This is a genomic window from Cryptosporangium sp. NPDC051539, assembly GCF_044454545.1.
In the GTDB taxonomy this organism is placed as follows: domain Bacteria; phylum Actinomycetota; class Actinomycetes; order Mycobacteriales; family Cryptosporangiaceae; genus Cryptosporangium.
Genome location: NZ_JBITDV010000002.1, coordinates 537827 through 554458 on the forward strand (window position 1 = coordinate 537827; position 16632 = coordinate 554458).

Annotated in this window: 15 protein-coding genes; 5 read left to right on the forward strand and 10 right to left on the reverse strand. The window is 69.3% G+C overall.

Annotated elements, in window-relative coordinates; translation table 11 throughout:
* The first annotated feature begins 49 nt into the window (after positions 1–49).
* Positions 50–247 (forward strand): divalent cation tolerance protein CutA, encoded by a 198-nt coding sequence (gene cutA / locus ACIBZJ_RS08490; protein WP_395927762.1) that lies wholly within the window; start codon positions 50–52, stop codon positions 245–247.
* A 562-nt stretch (positions 248–809) separates the two neighbouring features.
* On the opposite strand, the gene ACIBZJ_RS08495 is transcribed toward cutA, so the two are convergent.
* The 4 genes from ACIBZJ_RS08495 to ACIBZJ_RS08510 form a co-directional block, all read right to left on the reverse strand.
* Positions 810–1604 (reverse strand): caspase family protein, encoded by a 795-nt coding sequence (locus tag ACIBZJ_RS08495; protein ID WP_395927023.1) that lies wholly within the window; start codon positions 1602–1604, stop codon positions 810–812.
* A gap of 141 nt (positions 1605–1745) precedes the next feature.
* Positions 1746–2252: a hypothetical protein gene (locus ACIBZJ_RS08500; protein WP_395927025.1), complete on the reverse strand. Its 507-nt coding sequence runs from the start codon at positions 2250–2252 to the stop codon at positions 1746–1748.
* A 178-nt stretch (positions 2253–2430) separates the two neighbouring features.
* On the reverse strand, positions 2431–2604 hold the full coding sequence (locus tag ACIBZJ_RS08505) for a hypothetical protein (RefSeq protein WP_395927027.1): 174 nt from the start codon (positions 2602–2604) through the stop codon (positions 2431–2433).
* A gap of 372 nt (positions 2605–2976) precedes the next feature.
* Positions 2977–4455: a TIR domain-containing protein gene (locus tag ACIBZJ_RS08510; RefSeq protein WP_395927029.1), complete on the reverse strand. Its 1479-nt coding sequence runs from the start codon at positions 4453–4455 to the stop codon at positions 2977–2979.
* A gap of 717 nt (positions 4456–5172) precedes the next feature.
* Here ACIBZJ_RS08510 and ACIBZJ_RS08515 point away from each other — a divergent pair.
* From ACIBZJ_RS08515 to ACIBZJ_RS08525, 3 genes are all read left to right on the forward strand, one after another.
* Entirely contained in the window at positions 5173–6657 is a 1485-nt protein-coding gene (locus ACIBZJ_RS08515; RefSeq protein ID WP_395927031.1) for a hypothetical protein, read from the forward strand.
* A gap of 610 nt (positions 6658–7267) precedes the next feature.
* Positions 7268–7981, forward strand: a complete 714-nt coding sequence (locus tag ACIBZJ_RS08520; protein ID WP_395927033.1) for a response regulator transcription factor — start codon at positions 7268–7270, stop codon at positions 7979–7981.
* A 357-nt stretch (positions 7982–8338) separates the two neighbouring features.
* Complete coding sequence (locus ACIBZJ_RS08525; protein ID WP_395927035.1) at positions 8339–9040, forward strand: calcium-binding protein; 702 nt, start codon at positions 8339–8341, stop codon at positions 9038–9040.
* Between the two features lie 574 nt (positions 9041–9614).
* On the opposite strand, the gene ACIBZJ_RS08530 is transcribed toward ACIBZJ_RS08525, so the two are convergent.
* A complete protein-coding gene (locus tag ACIBZJ_RS08530; protein WP_395927037.1) occupies positions 9615–10268 on the reverse strand; it encodes an O-methyltransferase in 654 nt (217 codons plus the stop codon).
* Between the two features lie 48 nt (positions 10269–10316).
* Between ACIBZJ_RS08530 and ACIBZJ_RS08535 the strand changes: the two genes are divergently transcribed.
* Positions 10317–10913 carry a TetR/AcrR family transcriptional regulator gene (locus tag ACIBZJ_RS08535; RefSeq protein WP_395927038.1) on the forward strand — a complete coding sequence of 199 codons (597 nt, stop codon included), beginning with the start codon at positions 10317–10319 and terminating at the stop codon, positions 10911–10913.
* A gap of 3 nt (positions 10914–10916) precedes the next feature.
* Here the strand turns inward: ACIBZJ_RS08535 and ACIBZJ_RS08540 are convergent, their stop codons facing one another.
* The 5 genes from ACIBZJ_RS08540 to ACIBZJ_RS08560 all read right to left on the reverse strand — a co-directional run bounded on the left by ACIBZJ_RS08540 (position 10917) and on the right by ACIBZJ_RS08560 (position 16519).
* On the reverse strand, positions 10917–11750 hold the full coding sequence (locus tag ACIBZJ_RS08540; protein WP_395927040.1) for a DUF2993 domain-containing protein: 834 nt from the start codon (positions 11748–11750) through the stop codon (positions 10917–10919).
* Between the two features lies 1 nt (position 11751).
* Positions 11752–13962: an MMPL family transporter gene (locus ACIBZJ_RS08545; RefSeq protein ID WP_395927042.1), complete on the reverse strand. Its 2211-nt coding sequence runs from the start codon at positions 13960–13962 to the stop codon at positions 11752–11754.
* 63 nt (positions 13963–14025) lie between these two features.
* Entirely contained in the window at positions 14026–15477 is a 1452-nt protein-coding gene (locus tag ACIBZJ_RS08550) for a sensor histidine kinase (protein WP_395927044.1), read from the reverse strand.
* Entirely contained in the window at positions 15474–16160 is a 687-nt protein-coding gene (locus tag ACIBZJ_RS08555) for a response regulator transcription factor (protein WP_395927046.1), read from the reverse strand. Before ACIBZJ_RS08555 ends, ACIBZJ_RS08550 begins: the two co-directional genes overlap by 4 nt.
* 65 nt (positions 16161–16225) lie before the next feature.
* A complete protein-coding gene (locus ACIBZJ_RS08560) occupies positions 16226–16519 on the reverse strand; it encodes a Dabb family protein (protein ID WP_395927048.1) in 294 nt (97 codons plus the stop codon).
* Positions 16520–16632 lie beyond the last annotated feature (113 nt).

The following is a 16632-nucleotide window of genomic DNA, read 5'->3' on the forward strand; positions in this document are numbered from 1 at the left end:
CCTACCAGCGGAAACAGCAGTGACAGAGGCGGTGACACTCTACAACAGGGTGTCACCGAGGTGGAACGGCCTCGTGCGCGACGCTATCGAGGGGCGCGCAATGCTGCACACCAGGAGCGCACTCGTTCCGGCTATAGCGGAGCGGATTCGGGCGGAACACCCGTTCGTCGTGCCAGGCGTAGCGGTGACTCCCATCGTGGCCGGGGAACCTTCATACCTCCAGTGGGTCCGCGACGAGACGCAGTGACCGGAGCTGGGGGTGTCACCACTGTCACCTGTGTCACCACAGGCTTGTGGCCAGCCAAAACGGCGGTGACAAGGTGGTGACAGCCTACGGCTAGGTGTCACCACCATTGATGTCACCCGACGGGTGTACCACCTCTTCCTCCGGAGGGACTACGAGGGGGCCTGAGCCGACGAATCACGGCGGACGATGGCGGACGACGACGGACGTAGGCTACCAATGGCGCGCCGGACCGATCTAGGCTTTGACCTGGCCAAACGTACTGATACGGGCATTCACACCGAAGAGGTCACTGGTTCGATCCCAGTATCGCCCACACGTTTTTGCAGGTCAGAGGCCGGTCTTCCATGTGGGAGATCGGCCTTTTGTCTTCGATGTTAGTGATTTGTCAGTGGACCTCGCCGGATGCGAGCGACCTCAGGCGGATCTAGCTGGCCTGTGATGCGGGTCACAATTCGGGCGATTTCGATGCCCCTCCCTCGGTAGGGGTGCGCCATTCAAGAAAGCGGTCGGGCGTCCTTGCCTTCACGAGGCCATCAGCCGGGGCCGCGCGTCGAGCCATTGGTCAGGTTCGGCCACGACGATCCGAGCCTGCGCGCCCTGCAGATGGCTGAGGAAGCGAAGTTCGGGCCGTCCGTCGCGCTGTTGAAGCAGACGCCGCACTTGCCGCGCAGTGGCCACCGGCGTCTGAAACGTCACCGTCGAACACCACACCGGCACCCCGATCACACTCACTCAGGCCCCGTGCCTCCGGCCCCTGCGGAAAGCGGCGTAGACAGGGAGTGGCTGCGCTACCCGGGGCGCTGTAGTACAAATCTGGGGGCGGCCCCACGCCGAGTCCACCGACGGAAACGGTGTAAGTCCCCACAGCTTGCCAAAGTTCGGTGTACGACGCGTCCGGTGTCTCCTCGAGCGCCTGCAGCATCACGTCGGTCATCAGCCCTCGCGCGACATACCGGCCCTCCGGCGGAAGTTCGAGCGCGCGTTCCGATTCGCCGCAGGCGGCCAGCCCGATTCGCCACCGGTCGCTGAAGACCTGGGCGGGGAACCGCACTCGTTTCGGGTCCGGCGTACCGGTCACGCCGTAGGTGACCGTCTGGCTGAAACAAGCATCCACGCAGGTGACCCATCGGGTGCCGGCATGACTGTTCGGCCAGAACGTGTCACGGAACCAGTCGTCGAGAAGCAGCAGATCCTCGCAGACCAGGGCCTCGTCCCAGCCGTCCCGTTCGTCTTTTCCGCCGCTGCGGACCCGATATCCGTGTCCGGAAAAATAGAACACCGCGATGTCGCCCGGCTCGGTCTCGCGCGCCAGCCGGAGCAGTTCGCGCTGCAGGGCGGCTTTCGTGGCGGGCCGCACCGATCAGGCGCCGGATGTCGGGGAACCCGCGGCGGCTGAGGACCTGCTCGACGCGGCGGGCGTCGTTGAGCGCGCCGGGCAGCTCGGCCAGACCGGGCCGGGCCCGGGAGCTGGGTACGGCGGCTACCAGCGCGCGGGCGGTCACGGTGTCTCGCTCGGCTCAACCGGTGTAGGTGCGCCATCACCGGGTGTCGGAGTCTCGGCGGTCGCTGCCGTAGCCGCCGTCGCGCTCGGCGTGGGCGCCGGGCTGCTGGCAGGTTCCAGCGCGGAGGAGGCCATCCACGCCACCGCTAGGACGACGACGAGTCCCGACATCAGCACCAGCGTGCCGCCGCTCAGCTTTGACAGAGAAGAAATGACCTCCCCGACAGCCTTGCTGAAATCGACCGGGCCGCGTTCGGTTACCGCGGGAGTCCGGTTCTTCGGCGGCGCGAACCGGCCGCGCCACTCCGCCGCGGTCATCGCGGCGCCGAGAAGCATCAGGAGTACCCCGATCAGGGCGATCGGCGCGATCAACCGGCCGGCCACCTGCACCGCAGCGGGGAACCTCTGATAGTCGGCCGGGTCGAGCCCGAGCGTGGGATCGGCGAAACGTGACGTCCACAGGAACAGACCGAACAAGCCGATCGCGACGGCGAACGCCGCCACGGCGAACGCCGTGAACCAGACGGGCTTCTCGGGTTTCTCCGCCCCGGGTCTGCCGGTTGCACCGCCGGGTCGGGTGCGGGCGTCGCATCGAAGGTCACGGTGACCGTCGAGGAAAGCTCGTCCCGATCGGGGAACCGAGCGAACGCCTCGTACACCCCGGCCCGGTCTTCAGCCATCGTCATTCCAGCGAAGTCCCGCCGGACTCTTCCGGATCGCCACCGGTGGCCGGCGTGAACAGCCAGCGCCAGCCGACCGCGGCGGGTAGCGGCGGCTCGAGCTTCGCGGAGAGTGTGAACTTGGTTCCGTCGCGGAACGCTCCACCCCTGGGCTCCACCCTGACGGACTGTGACATGGCGCAGATGGTACTGAGTGGACAGGCTCTGACCTGGCCACCATTCGGGTGGCAACGCGTCCGTGTCGAGAATCGACAGCGGTAACCGGCTGCCCCAGGCGCGCCTCTGAACAGGCGGTCGGTTATAACAAGCCCATACTCGCCATCTGGACGCCACTGGCGGGGGAGGAGAAATCGCCGCCGGGCCACCTGGCGAAGATGCCCGGCGTACCGGGCGCCATGCGAACCGCGTTCGGCTCCTGCTGGGTGCGGGGACTGTCGCGCGGGTGCGGACTTCGCTGATCGGGACGGCGATGCTTCAGTGCCGGGGAGCGGCTCGCCGGTGAGTGGGCGGCCACCCAGTTTGTGAGGTGTCCCGACGCGCCGGGGGATTCACTCGATCTGTCCGAGGGGCCAGAGTCGTGCCGTGCCATCGGCGCTGGCGGTGGCGAGGATTTGCTTGTGGGGATTGAAGGCCACGGCTAACACTGCACGTTTGTGGCCGGCGAAGGTCCTGGGGTCTCGGCCGGGCAGGGTGCTCCAGAGTCGTGCAGTGCGGTCGGCGCCCGCGGTGGCCAGGTCTGTCCCGTCGAGGCTGTAGGCCACTGCGTACACGGCGCCGCGATGCCCGGTGAGGGTACGGACGGTCTGGGCGGAGGCGGTATCCCAGAGCCTTGCGGTGCCGTCGTCGCTGGCAGTAGCCAGCGTGTCTCCGGTGCGACTGAAGGCCACCGCGAACACGGCACTTCGATGGCCGACGAAGGCGCGGATGAATTTTCCGGTGGCGGTATCCCAGAGGCGGGCGGTGTCGTCGCCGCTGGCGCTGGCCAGCATGCCGCCGTTGCGACTGAAAGCGACCGCCGTCACCTCGCGGGTATGGCCCGCGAGGATGTGGGTGGTTTTGCCGGTCGTGGTGTCCCAGAGTCGTACGGTGTGGTCGCGGCTGGCGGTGGCGATGGTTTCGCCGTCGGGGCTGAAGGCCACTGCGGTCACCTCGCCGGTGTGCCCAGCGAGGGTTCGGGTGGTTTTGCCGGTGGCGGTGTTCCGGAGTGCGATGCCGTCGCTGCCGGTGGTGGCGAGGGTCTTGCCGTCGGGGCTGAAGGCTATAGCGGGCACCGGGGTGGTTGGATCGTTGGGGCTTTGGGGGGCTGGCGCAATGATGCGGATGGTTTGGCCGGTGCTGGTGTCCCAGAGTCGTACGGTGAGGTCGCGGCTGGCGGTGGCGATGGTTTCGCCGTCGGGACTGAAAGCCACTGCGGTCACCTCACCGGTGTGACCGGTGAGGACGAGAGCGTTTGCGCTCGTTGTGGGACTGCCGTAAACGTGTAGCGCGACGGCAGTAACGAAACCGGCGAAGACCAACGCCGCCGCGATGATCATCCAGAGGCGGTAGCGCGTGGACGGGTCCGGGACGGATGAAGACGGCGAGCGAGCGAGCTCGGCGCCGGCGAGCTTGGCCTGGATATGCTCCGCGAGGACGCTCGGCGCCATGCCGCGCAGATCGATATAGGCGATCGTTGCGGGGATTCCGGGCAGCTTGGTGTCGTCGAAGCGGGCCGGGAGCACGTACTCGCGGTTCTCGCTCAGGGCACGGGACTGCGCGTTCCTTAACTCGTGGTTGGTGATGACCTTGCGCGCGTAGTCCTTTGAGGCGAACACCACGCAGTATCGCGAGCTGTCTCCGTAGATGCGGCTTAAATGTTGATAGAGGTCCTTACCCCAGGTGTTGACCGTTTCGAACTGGTCGTAATAGACGCGGACGCCCCGCGATCTCAAGTCGCTGGCGACCCGCCCGACGTATGCACCCTGCTCGCTGGCATACGACAGGCAGACGTCGTATCGCTCTGACTTCGAGGGCGCAGGGCCGGTCACGCGATCAAGCTACCTCTCGACCGCTCGCAATAGGCACCATGCACATCAGGGTCGGTCTGGGAAATGTCTGGAAACGGTCGGGCGAGGAAGCGTCCATGAGGCAAACCCTCGGACGAGTGACCGCTTCCGTCTTGGAGGTCCGAGGCTGGTTGGGGGCATCGGCGCGAATTGCTGCGGACATTTGTCGTTCGCGATCGTTTTCCCTGGCTGCCGCCCTCGGGGCCGGCGATGTCCCCTTGGTAAGGGTTTACGGTCCGGGGCAGCGCCGGATGCCGCGAGTCGTGATAATGCCCGCAGGGTCTCCCAGATCGGAGACACACGCAACCGGGGGATTATCTTGGCCGGCGAACGCGACGCAATTGCACAGGCCTATCCGAATACGAATTGGGTGCCGAGATCAGGCACGGTCGCCACGAGTCAACGCCGCCAGCGATGCACTCGAACAGCCAAGGTCATCGTCTGGAACGACCGCGAACAAACCGACGCTTCGGTCCGATTTCTCACCGAGGCCTAGAACATGATCGAACTCGACCACCCGCACATCGTGCGCGTATTTGAGTACGCCGAAGAGTACGAACCCCCCGCACCGATGCCTGAGGCCGATCCGGCTCTGGCCGCGGTCACCTTGCGAGGCCTGGCCAAGACACCACCCACCGGCCCGCCTCCGCCCGCGATTTTGCCCTCAGCCGGGCAACTGCCGCGGCCACCGCGCCGGAAATGGACTGGCTCGCCAAGGTTGGTGCCCCCTCCGAGTCGATCGGACAAATATTCATGCCCGACGTCAATGACGCCTTAGACCCGCGCCACCCGAACGACCCGCCTTCACCGGAGATCGAACAAACGCTCGGGCCGGAGCCGGCACTCGCACCGGGGCCGATCGTGCACACCGATCCGCTCTCCGCGACTACGGTCCATCCGATCCCGGCAAGCCAAGCGCCGCCCGAGCCACCTGTACACGGGGCCGCGGACATCGCCGGCCCGGCATCGGCGGGTGGCGCGCCGGTAGCCAGCCGCGAGGGCACCGGACCCTCGCTGCGGCGATCCGACGCACCCCGATTTCTTCGTGGGAAGCTGGTGGTGCTCGTGACCGTCGTGACGGTCCTCACCGCGTCAGCCGTGGCTGGACTGGCCTGGCAACAGCTGCGGAAGCCAGAAGCCGACAGCGATACCGGGTCGACGGCGACCCATCGCCTCTCGCGACGGCCTCTGGTCCTCACTGGCCACACCGGCCCGGTCTATTTTGTGGTCTTCAGTCCGAATGGCTCAACGCTCGCCACTGCTAGCGACGACGGCACCGCACGACTCTGGGACGCCACCACCGGCCGAACCACCCATGTCCTCGCGGGCCACAAAGGCCAAGTCTGGAACGTGGTCTTCAGCCCGGATGGCACAACCCTCGCCACTGCGAGCTTCGACAACACCGTGCGGCTCTGGGACACCACCACCGGCAAAACCACCCACATCCTCACCGGTCACACCAACAGCTTGGCCGAGCTGGCCTTCACCCCCGATGGCGCAACCCTCGCGACCACCAGCGCCGACGGAACCGCGCGGCTCTGGGACACCACCACCGGAAAGACCACCCACGTCCTCACCGGCCACACCAACAAGGTGGGACAACTGGACATCAGTCCCAACGGTAAAACGGTCGCGACCGGCAGTGACGACGGCACCGTTCGGCTGTGGGACACCGACACCGGGAAGACCACCCACATCCTTAACGGTCACAAGGACGCTGTCTACGACGTGGCCTTCAGTCCCGATGGCACAAGCCTCGCCACCACCAGCGCCGACGGCACTGCGCGGCTCTGGGACGCCACGACGGGGACGACCACCCATGTCTTGACCGGCCACGAAGGCCCTGTGTGGCACGTGACCGTCAGTGCCGACCACACCCGTCTCGCCACCAGCAGCGCCGACGGCACTGCACGACTGTGGGACACCACGACCGGGACGTGCACCCATGTCTTGACCGGCCACAAAGACCCGGTACGGGACGTGGCTTTCAGCCCGGACGGCACCACCGTGGCCACCACCGGCTTCGACCGCACCGCGCGACTCTGGAACACCACCACCGGCAGGAACACCCGCATCCTGAATGGCCACATCGGATCCGTGTGGGATGTGACCTTCAGCCCCGACGGCACAACTCTCGCCACCGCCGGCCTGGACAAGACCGCACGACTCTGGCCCCTCAAGTAGGCGGCGCGCCACTCGTCCGCGCCGAAGTCCCGGATCGATGTCGGCTCGCGCGGGCCGGTGGGCGCGAACCGCCATGCGGCGGTCCGAGGCGCGGGTTGACGGCTCCGGGATACCGCGGTGTCCGTCGCGGCCATCTGTTCGACACCCCGGAGCGGCGTGCTCGTTACTCGTGCCGTTCAGACGGAAGCATTTGTTGTCTTTTCACGGCATGCACACCCGATTGCCTCGGGGAGGAGCACCGCCGCGGTCGATACCGCGCCGACCGATCCGATGCCGGCGCGGCCCGCGGGACGCTTGACGGCCGCGCCACCGGCCGTCGTCTGCGCCGTTGACCATCCGGAACCCATTAGTCGAATTCCCGTGCTCGTCCCCCCGGGAGTGGAGTGCCGGTGTCCTCCTCCGGGTGGACCCTCGCGGCAGCGGGGGACCTCACGCGCGTCAGGTCCGACCGGCGGTGGACGCAGATGTCCGCCGCGCGGGGAGAAACCACGGAGAGGCATGCCTGGCGGCGGAGACGACACGGAGTCGCAGGGGTGACGAAAAAGACTTATCGGTCTAGGACGCTCATTCGTACCGGCAACACCGCCGGTACCGCCTGAAGGAGCAGCCCATGGCCCGGATCCTCGTCATCGACGCCGACCAGAACACCGCAGGCGAGCTGGCCCGCCGGCTCCGCGACGCCGACCACCACGTCGACCACGCCACCGACGGGCTCGACGGACTGCGCCGGTTGTTCCGGGCCCGGCCCGACCTGGTGCTCCTCGACCTCAGCCTCAACGGGCTCGACGGATGGCAGGTACTCGGCCGCATCCGCGACCTCACCGACGTCCCGGTCCTGATCCTCACCGCCCACCGCCGGGAATCGGACAAGGTCCGTGCTCTGCACAGCGGCGCCGATGACTACGTCACCAAACCCTTCGCCACCGGCGAGGTACTCGCCCGCGTCACCGCGCTCCTCCGCCGGACCCGAACCGTTCACTGGTCCGCCGAGATCTACCGCGACGACCGGCTGCTCATCGACCCGGCCGGCCGATCCGTCCAGATCGACGGCAGTCCGGTGGATCTGACCGCACTGGAGTTCCGCCTGCTGCAGATGCTCGCCCGCCACCGGGGCGCCGTACTCACCACGGCCCAGCTCCTCGACCGGGTCTGGGACGACCCCACCGGCGTGGGTCCCGAACGCGTCAAATTCGCCGTTCTCCGGCTACGCCGCCGGCTCGGATGGAGCGACCGCGCCGACAGCCCGATCCAGTCGGTCCGCGGGGTCGGCTACCGCTACCGCCCCGCGCCCGTATCCGCGGCCTCTGCATCCGTCGCGGCGTGAAGCAGGTAGGCCCGGGAAGCGGCGGGGAAAATCGTCCGCGATCACGGAGGCGGGAACTCGCTCGCCCATCCCCCTCAACCCGTCCGGACAATTCGCGCGTCAGCGGAACACGTGTCGTCACCTAGGCGCCCCACCTCCGTGAGGTGTGCTGGCGTCAGCTCCTCGACCCGGCCGGCTGAACAGATCATTTATCGATCTGCTCATCGCCTACTGGCGTCCCTCACAGAACGACTGTCGAGTATCCGACGGTCCCTCGATGTGCGCCGAAGTACGTAGAGGGTCTGGCCCGGCCCGGTTCTCATCAACACGTTGGCGGTCGGTCGCCGGCCGAGAGGTCCTATCGAAAGGAAATCCGACATGGGAATGCCCATCCACCGGATCCGAGGTCGCGCGTTCCTGGTTGTCGCCGCTGTGGTCGCGCTCGTCGCGGCGTGGAGCGGCCCGGCGCAGGCGCTTGCCCCCCATTCGCTCGACTGTTTCGGAAACCTCCTTCCCACGAACGTGCTCTACGCCGACCAGGCTGGCACCCCGGAGACGGACGCGAACGGGGGCTACCAAGTCTTCGGTACCGCCGCCGACGAGGTGATCGTCGGCTCCTCCGGCGGTGACCACATCGACGGCGGCGGCGGTACCGACATCATCTGCGGTGGTGACGGCGACGACGGCCTCTACGACATTCTCGACAGCGCGCACGCCACCATTGATGGCGAGGACGGCGTGGACACGATCATCGGCAGCACAAACCACGATGTCCTCAATGGGGGCGACGGTGCGGACATCATCTACGGCGAGGAAGGAAAGGACACCATCCACGGGGATAACGGGCCCGACACCGTCTATGGCGGCAAAGGCGACGACACCCTTTACGGTGACGACGGCAAAGACGTCCTCCACGGGGAAATCGGGGCCGACACGATCTACGGCGGCGACGGCGCGGACGACATCCTCTGCGGTGAGGGGAACTCAGGTGACTACGCCGACGGCGGCGTCGAGTCACCCACGGGCATCGATACTGTCTTTGCCAACAGCGGGTGCGACGTAACAGTCAATATTCCCTGACGAGTGCGGACGCCGGCGGGGTCCGTGGCCGCAGTAGTACCAGGCGCTGGGGGGACCCTGCACCAGGGTGTTCCGGCGCATCGCGCTCACGGATCTGGCTCGAACCGGCGTCCGGCCGCCGCGGACGCCGTGCGTCCGTCGTGCCGTGTCAGGTCTCAGCGGTGTCCTGGCTCGGCGGGACACAAGCTGCCGAGGGGCGGCTCGCCCAGGATGCTCGGCTCTTGGCGGGCGCGGCGGTCGGAAGTCCGAGCAGAGGCCTTGGCCGTCGATGCACGAGTCGATGCACGACGCGATGAGGCGACTTCAGGTGCGCGGGCTCCCGGCGGCGCGGTCGAATTCCGTCACCGCTGCAAAGCTGATCGAGGTCGTCGAAGAGGCGCGGAGGAGATTGGCCAGGCGGTGGTGCTTGCTGCCGATGGGACGACGCCGGCGTTCTCCGGACCATCCCTCCATGTGTCAGGCGGTCGATGTCCGGTTGCGGGGCATTACCGCGTTTCAGAGGCCGTTTCCGAACGATCGGGAGACGGCCTCGTCCGCGCCGGGTGGCGCGGACGGCGGCCGGCTCGGCTGAGCGTCAGTTCGCCCGGCAGCTGATCTCCATGCCGTCCTCGACCGGAAATGCCACGCTGACGTATCCGTTGGCCGGGTGGCGCACGTAGCGCAAATACTCGGCCATCGAGTCGAAGGTCGTGTCGTCGGCCACCACCAGCGCCCCCGGCGCCAGCCTCGGCTCGAGTGCTCGCAGCACGTCGAGGCAGGCGTCTTTCCATCCGTCCAGCAGGACCAGCCCGATCGGTCCGGGCACCTCGCGCAGTGTCTGACGCGCGTCTCCCGGCAGCAGGGTGACCTGGTCGGCGACGCCGGCCTCCGCGAGGTTGTCGCTTGCGGCGGCGAGCTTCCCGGCGCTCAGCTCGCTGCCGTACACGTGCCCGGTTCCGTTGTCGGAGACCGCGGCGGCCAGGTAGATCGTCGAGATCCCGAACGAGGTTCCGAACTCGACGACCGTCGCGGGGCGGGCGGAACGCGCCAGAGCGTAGAGGAGCTCGCCTCCGGCCGCGGAGATCGGCATGTAGACGTCCGCCCGCGACTCCGCGCGTTCGTGGTCCGGTGCGGCGAGGAACGCGCGGGGGTCGGCGAGGTCGGTGACCTGCTCGTCGTCGTGCGCGGCGGCGGCGAAGAGGCGGTCGAGAACACCGCGGACGGCCGGGTGCGTCAAAGTTGAAGTCATTGCCCTAGAGTAGACGCAACGTCGCGTCTACTCTAGGAGGGGCCGTCAATGCAGGGCCAGAGCGGGCATCACGGCAACCGGCACGGCCGCAGCGAGGCCGCGCGGGAGGCCGTTCTGGAGGCGGCCGACGACCTGCTCACGGAGCGGGGCTTCGCTGGAGTGACGGTAGAGGGCATCGCGGCGCGCGCCGGAGTCGCGAAACAGACCATCTACCGGTGGTGGCCCTCCAAGGTCGACATCCTGCTCGAAGCGCTCGGATCCGATCTGGCCCAGCACCTCACCCCGGCCGACCGCGGCACGCTCGCCGAGGATCTGCGCGACCACCTCCGGGCACTGGCGCGCTTCCTGACCCGGTCCGATCCCGGGATGGTTCTTCGAGCCCTGGTGGGGCAGGCGCAGCACGACCCCGTGCTGGCGGCGCGGCTGCGGACGGAGCAGCTCGCCCCGCAGCGCGAGCGCGAGTCGGGGCGGCTGCACCGCGCCATCGAGGCCGGGGAACTGTCGCCCGGCCTCGATCCGGAGAGCGCCGTCGACCAGCTCGTCGGGCCGGTGTACTACCGGGTCCTGGTCACCGGGGAGGCCGTTCCCCCCGCTTTCACCGACGCGCTCGTCGACGGCTTCCTCCGCGCCCACGGGACCGTGTGAGCGTCAGCCGGCGCACTTCCCGGCGGCCGGGCCCGCCCCGGTGAGATCGGCGGAGTTCAGGTCGTGCCCGGTGACGGTGAGGCGCAGCCCGGCGTCGACCGCCTCGGCGCTCCGGTAACTCAGGCCGTCGGGCAGTTCTGGCAACTCGCGGTCGAGAGGAAGGCCCTGACCGCCACCTACCTTGTCGAGCAGGCCCCCGGCCGGGCGGCGCACGCCCATGACCTCGATCTCGGTGGGCTCGACGGAGAGCGTACGGCCGGTCAGCTTCGGCTCGGCGATCAGCGTCACCGGCAGACCGAAGCCGGTCTCGACCTCCAGGAACAGCTGCCCGCCGGAGGTCCGGACCGAGGAGATCCTCTCCGAGCGTCCCGCCAGCGCGCTGACGTCGGCGGTGAGTGTGACCTGAACGGCGCCGACCCGCATCGACCCGTCGTCAACGGACACGTCCCGGAGCGTCGCGTCCACCGTGGCGGCGCCGAGCATGGTCCCGCTGAGGTGGGTACGGACGTCGACCCTCTGGAACGACGAGCGGAGGAGCTGGGGGAGGAACAGTGGCCCGGCGACGTCGACCTGTGGCTCGCTGCCCAGCTTCGCCGCGCAGGCGAGCCGGTCACTGATCCGGCCGGTTACGAGGGTTTCCGCGACGCGGTCGGCGGCGAACGCGATAAGCACCAGCACGGCGACGGTGGCGGCGGCCCAGATCGGCCGGCGGCGACCACGCCGGGCGTCGGCACGCCGGGCCTTCCCGTCGGCACGCCGGGCCTTCCCGCCGGTTCGCCGGGCCTTCCCGCCGGTGCGCCGCGTCCGGTGTTTCCACGGCCGGAGTTCTTGGTTCACCTCACACTCCGGCGGAAGTCGACACGTCGGCCGGGGCCTTTTCGTGCGGGGCCGACGTGTCTTCGACGTCGAGACGGGGGAGCAGGCGACCCAGCCGGGCCGGCAGCCACCAGGCCCGGGCGCCGAGCAGACCGAGTACGGCCGGCACCAGCGTGAGCCGCACGAGGAAGGCATCAAGCAGCACACCCACCGTGAGCGCGAACGCGATCGAGCTCAGCGTCGAGTTCCCGGAGACGACGAAGCTGCCGAAGACGCCGGTCATGATCAGCGCCGCCGCGACCACCACGCGGGCCGAGTGCCGGCCGCCGACCGCGATCGCCTCGCGCGGAGCGGTGCCGGACACCACCGCCTCGTGGATCCGTGACACCAGGAACAGGTGGTAGTCCATCGCGAGCCCGAACAGCACGGCCATCACGATGACCGGGTTGAAGCTCACCAGCGGACCGGTCGCGTCCTTGGTGATCGTGTCGCCGAGCCAACCCCACTGGAAGACCGCAACGGTGACGCCGAGCGTCGCACCGAGCGAGAGCAGGTAGCCGAGTGCCGCGGTCAGCGGCACCAGGACCGAACCGAAGACCAGGATCAGGAGGACGACCGAGAGCCCGACGACGACGAGCGCGAACGGCACGAGGGCGTCGGTGAGGAGCACGGAGACGTCGATGCTCTGCGCGGTCGAGCCGGTGACCTGGAGGGTGGCGCCGGTCTTGCCGGCCAGGAGGTCGGACAGGCCACGAATCGTGCTGACCAGATCGCTGGTCTCCGGGTCGGTGGGTCCGGTGGCCGGCACCACTTGGATGAGTGCCCAGCCGTGGTCGTCGGACAGGCGTGGGGGTGCGACCGCGGCGACGCCGTCGAGGTCGGCCAGCGACGTGGCGACCGTGTTCGCCGCCGCCGGGGGATCGGCCGAGGCCGAAACGTCGGCGAGGACGAGGAGCGGCCCGTTGGTGCCCGGGCCGAACGCGTCGGCGACCGTGTCGTAGGCCTGTCGCGCGGACGTGCCGGTGGGTTGAGAACCGTTGTCGGGCAGCGCGAGCCGGAGCCCGGCCGCCGGGACGGCGAGGACGCCGAGAGCCAGGATGCCCACGATCAGAACCGGCAGCGGCCGCCGCGCCGCCGCCCGTACCCACCGTTCACCCGCCGGTGTGGACGTCCGGCCGGTTCCCGAGTCGCCGGGGGCCGCCGGGCCGGCCGGGAGAGGGCCGGTTCGGGGGCGGAGCCGATCACCGGCGATCGCGAACAGGGCGGGCAGCAGCGTGATCGCGACCAGCACCGCGACGACGATCATGCCCGCACCGGCGAGACCCATGACGGTGAGGAACGGCACGCGTGCCACGGCGAGGCCGAACAGGGCGATCGCGACCGTCGAGCCGGCGAACACCACCGAGGAGCCGGCCGTGGCGACCGTCGTCGCGAGGGAGTCCCGGACCGAGGCCCCGGACGCCAGCTCGCTGCGGTAGCGCACCAGCAGGAGCAGTGCGTAGTCGATGCCGACCGCGAGCCCGAGCATCATCGCCAGCGACGGTGCGGTCGTGGAGATCGTGGTCACGTCCGACGCCAGCCAGATTCCGAGCAGTCCGGCGGCGACACCGGTCAGCGCGGTGAGGATCGGCAGACCCGCCGCGACCACCGAGCCGAGGGTGACCGCGATGATCACGAGCGCGAGCACCACCCCGACCGCCTCGGCGGCGTGACCGCCTTCTCCGGAGCCCTCCTGGTATGCGCTGCCGGTGAAGTCGAGGTCGATTCCGGCGCTCCGGGCGGGAGCCATCGACGCCTCGATCGCGTCGAGCGTCGTCTCGTCGACGTCGTTGCGGTCCACGTCCAGCTGGACCTGCGCCATCCCGACCGAACCGTCGGCGGTGAGCGTGCTGCCCTGCTTCGGCGCCACCACCGCCGCCACGTGCGGCACGTTCGCCACCGCGTCGAGCCCGGCGCGCAGCGCCTGTGCGTCGTCCCCGCCGGTGAGTGCTCGCCCGTCGGGAGCCGTCAGGACGATCTGGACGCCGGCGCCCCCGGCGGAGGGGAACTCACGGTGCACGGTGTCGAGCGCGGTCTGCGACTCCGAACCGGGGACGCCGAACTCGTCGGCCAGGTCGCTGCCCCAGGCGGCGAAGCCCGCGCCGAGCAGGACCAGGATCACCACCCAGGCGCCGACGACGGCGTGCCGCCGCCGGTGGACGAAGTGACCGAGTCGTCGTAAAAGCCGGGCCATGCGTCTCCTTCGAAGTGTTCGTCATCGACGAACCCAGCGAAGCGCGGCCGGTTCACGGTGAACCTACGGCGAACCTGACGGTTCGCTGACGGTTTCGGCCAGGAGCAGCTCGACGGCCACGGTCGCGCCGCCCCCGGGTGTCGCCGACGCGGTGACGGTCCCGCCGTGCGCCTGGACGAGCGCGCGCACGATGGCCAGACCGAGGCCTGAACCCTGTCCCCGGCGGGCCGAGGCGGACCGGTGGAACCGTTCGAAGATCCGCTCGAGCTCGGCTTCGGCGATGCCCGGTCCGTGATCCACCACGTCGACCCGCACACGCTCGCCGAGAGGCGTCGCGCGTACCTCGATCGCGGTGCCGGGCGGTGTGTGCTGCACGGCGTTGGCCAGCAGGTTACGGACGACTTGTTCGAGACGCTTCGCGTCCGCACGGACCACCGGAGCGCCCGTGATCTCCAGACCGATCCCGCGCCCCGGGTCGACCACCCGGACGTCGTCGACGAGGTCGGTCAGCAGGGGAGCGAGCGGCACGTCGACGAGATCGAGCGGACGGCTCCGGTCCATCCGGGCCAGCAGATCGAGCTCGTCGACCAGCAGGCGCATCCGCCCCACCTCGGACTCCATCCGGCCGAGGGCCCGGTCGAGCTCGGCCTGGTCGGTCAGGCCGCCCTGCGCGTAGAGGTCGAGCCAGCCACTGAGCGTCGTCAGCGGCGTCCGCAGCTCGTGGGAGGCGTCGAGCATGAACGAACGGACGGTCTCCTCGGCGCGGGCGCGCGCGGCGAACGCGCCGGCGAGCGCGTCTCCGAGCCGGGTCAGCTCGGGCGCGCCGCCGTGCACGGCCTCCCGGAACCCCTCGTCCGCGCCCGACCGGCCCTCGGCGGCGGCCGCGGCGGCGGCGCCGGCCATCCGTTCCAGCGGCCGGAGGCCCCGGTGGAGGGTCCAGGCGGCCAGCGTGCCGAGGACGACCATGGCGACGACCGCGAACGCGGCGCCGGCCCGCTCCAGAGTCCGCACGACCTCCTCGTCGTCGCTGCGGTCCGACGCGAGCACGATGTGGGCGATCGCGTGCTCGTCGGGGCCGTCGACGACGACCAGGCCCGGTGTCGCCGTGCGGATCACCCGGTAGGTGCGGCCACCCTGATCGATGCGCGTCAGCTCGCCCGCCGGGCCGCGAAGGCCGGTCCGGACGAGCTGGTCGAGGCCGGCTCCGCCTGGATCGGCGGCCGCGCCGCGCCGATCCACCGAGTAGACGATCCGGCCGTCGGCGTCGAGATAGGTGACGACGACGTTAGCGGCGCCGGGCAGGCGCGCCAGTCGTGCCTCGCTGAGTTCGACCCGGTCGCGGCCGCTCAACAGCCCACCGATCGTCCGGCTGATGGCGCGCAGCCGGTTCTCGTCCCGATGCTCCAGGTGGTTGCGTGTCACCACGGAGGCCAGCAGCGGCGCACCGGCCAGACCGACGAGCAGGATCACCAGGAGCGGGATCAGCAGCCGGCCGCGCAGCGACAGGCGGGTCACTCCGGCAGCCGCGCGGCGTAACCGAACCCTCGGACCGTCGCGATCAGCGACGGCCCCTCACGATCGATCTTGCGTCGCAGGCTGGAGACGAACCGCTCGACGACGTTGGTGTCGCCGAAACCGGTGCCCCACACGTGCGCGAGCAGCTGCGACTTCGAGAGCACCCGGTCGGCGTTGCGCAGGAGGTACTCCAGGAGCCGGTACTCGGTCGGCGAGAGCTCGACCGGCTCGCCGTCCCGGGTGACCCGGTGGGTGAGCGGGTCCAGGGCGAGTGGCCCGAGGCGCAGGGTCGCGTCGGCCGGCGCGGATCCGGACCGCCGCAGCAGTGCCTCGATCCGGGCCGTCACCTCGGCGACGCTGAACGGCTTGGTCACGTAGTCGTCGGCGCCGGCCCGCAACCCCCGTACCCGGTCGTCGACGTCGCTTCGCGCGGTGAGGAACAGCACCGGCACGTCCGACTCCCGCTGCCGGAGGACGCGGACCAGTTCGAAGCCGTCCAACCCCGGCATGCTCACGTCGAGGAGCACGACGTCGGGCACGGGGGCGCCGGACGCCGGGTCGAAGTGCGCCAGCATCTCCATCCCGTCGGCGGCCTCGCTGACCTCGTAGCCGGCGAACCGGAGCGTCGAGGTGAGCATGGCGCGGACCGGCTCCTCGTCGTCGACGATCAGCACTGTGCTCACGGCACCCGATCCTAGGGCCGCGGTTGCACCGGATCCCGGAGTGACGGTGAGGGTGTCCGCCGCCGTCAGAAGGGTTCGTCGAGCTCGAACTGCACGCTCTGCATCGACGCCACGTGGTCCCTCGGTACGGCGACGTGAGCCGGGTGAACGAGGTAGGCAGCGAAGTCCTCCGCGTGCTCGAACTCCGTCACGACGGCGTAGTCGGCATTTGCCGGACGGACGCCGAGATCGGCCCCCTGCCGAGTCCGGACGGCGAACGGGAGCCGGGCCGGAAGATCCGCGAGCGCGGCCCGGAACGCTTCCACGTCGGCGCTCGAGGCGGAGTCCTTGAAGACCAGGGTCAGGCAGTGAATGAGCATGCGTCGACCTCCTCAGACCGCTCAGACTCCCCAACGAGCGCCGCACTGTCAACGGTGAAGAGTGAGCGTCTGTTGACACTCACGCTCTCCGAACCCGGAAAAATGCCACCTGG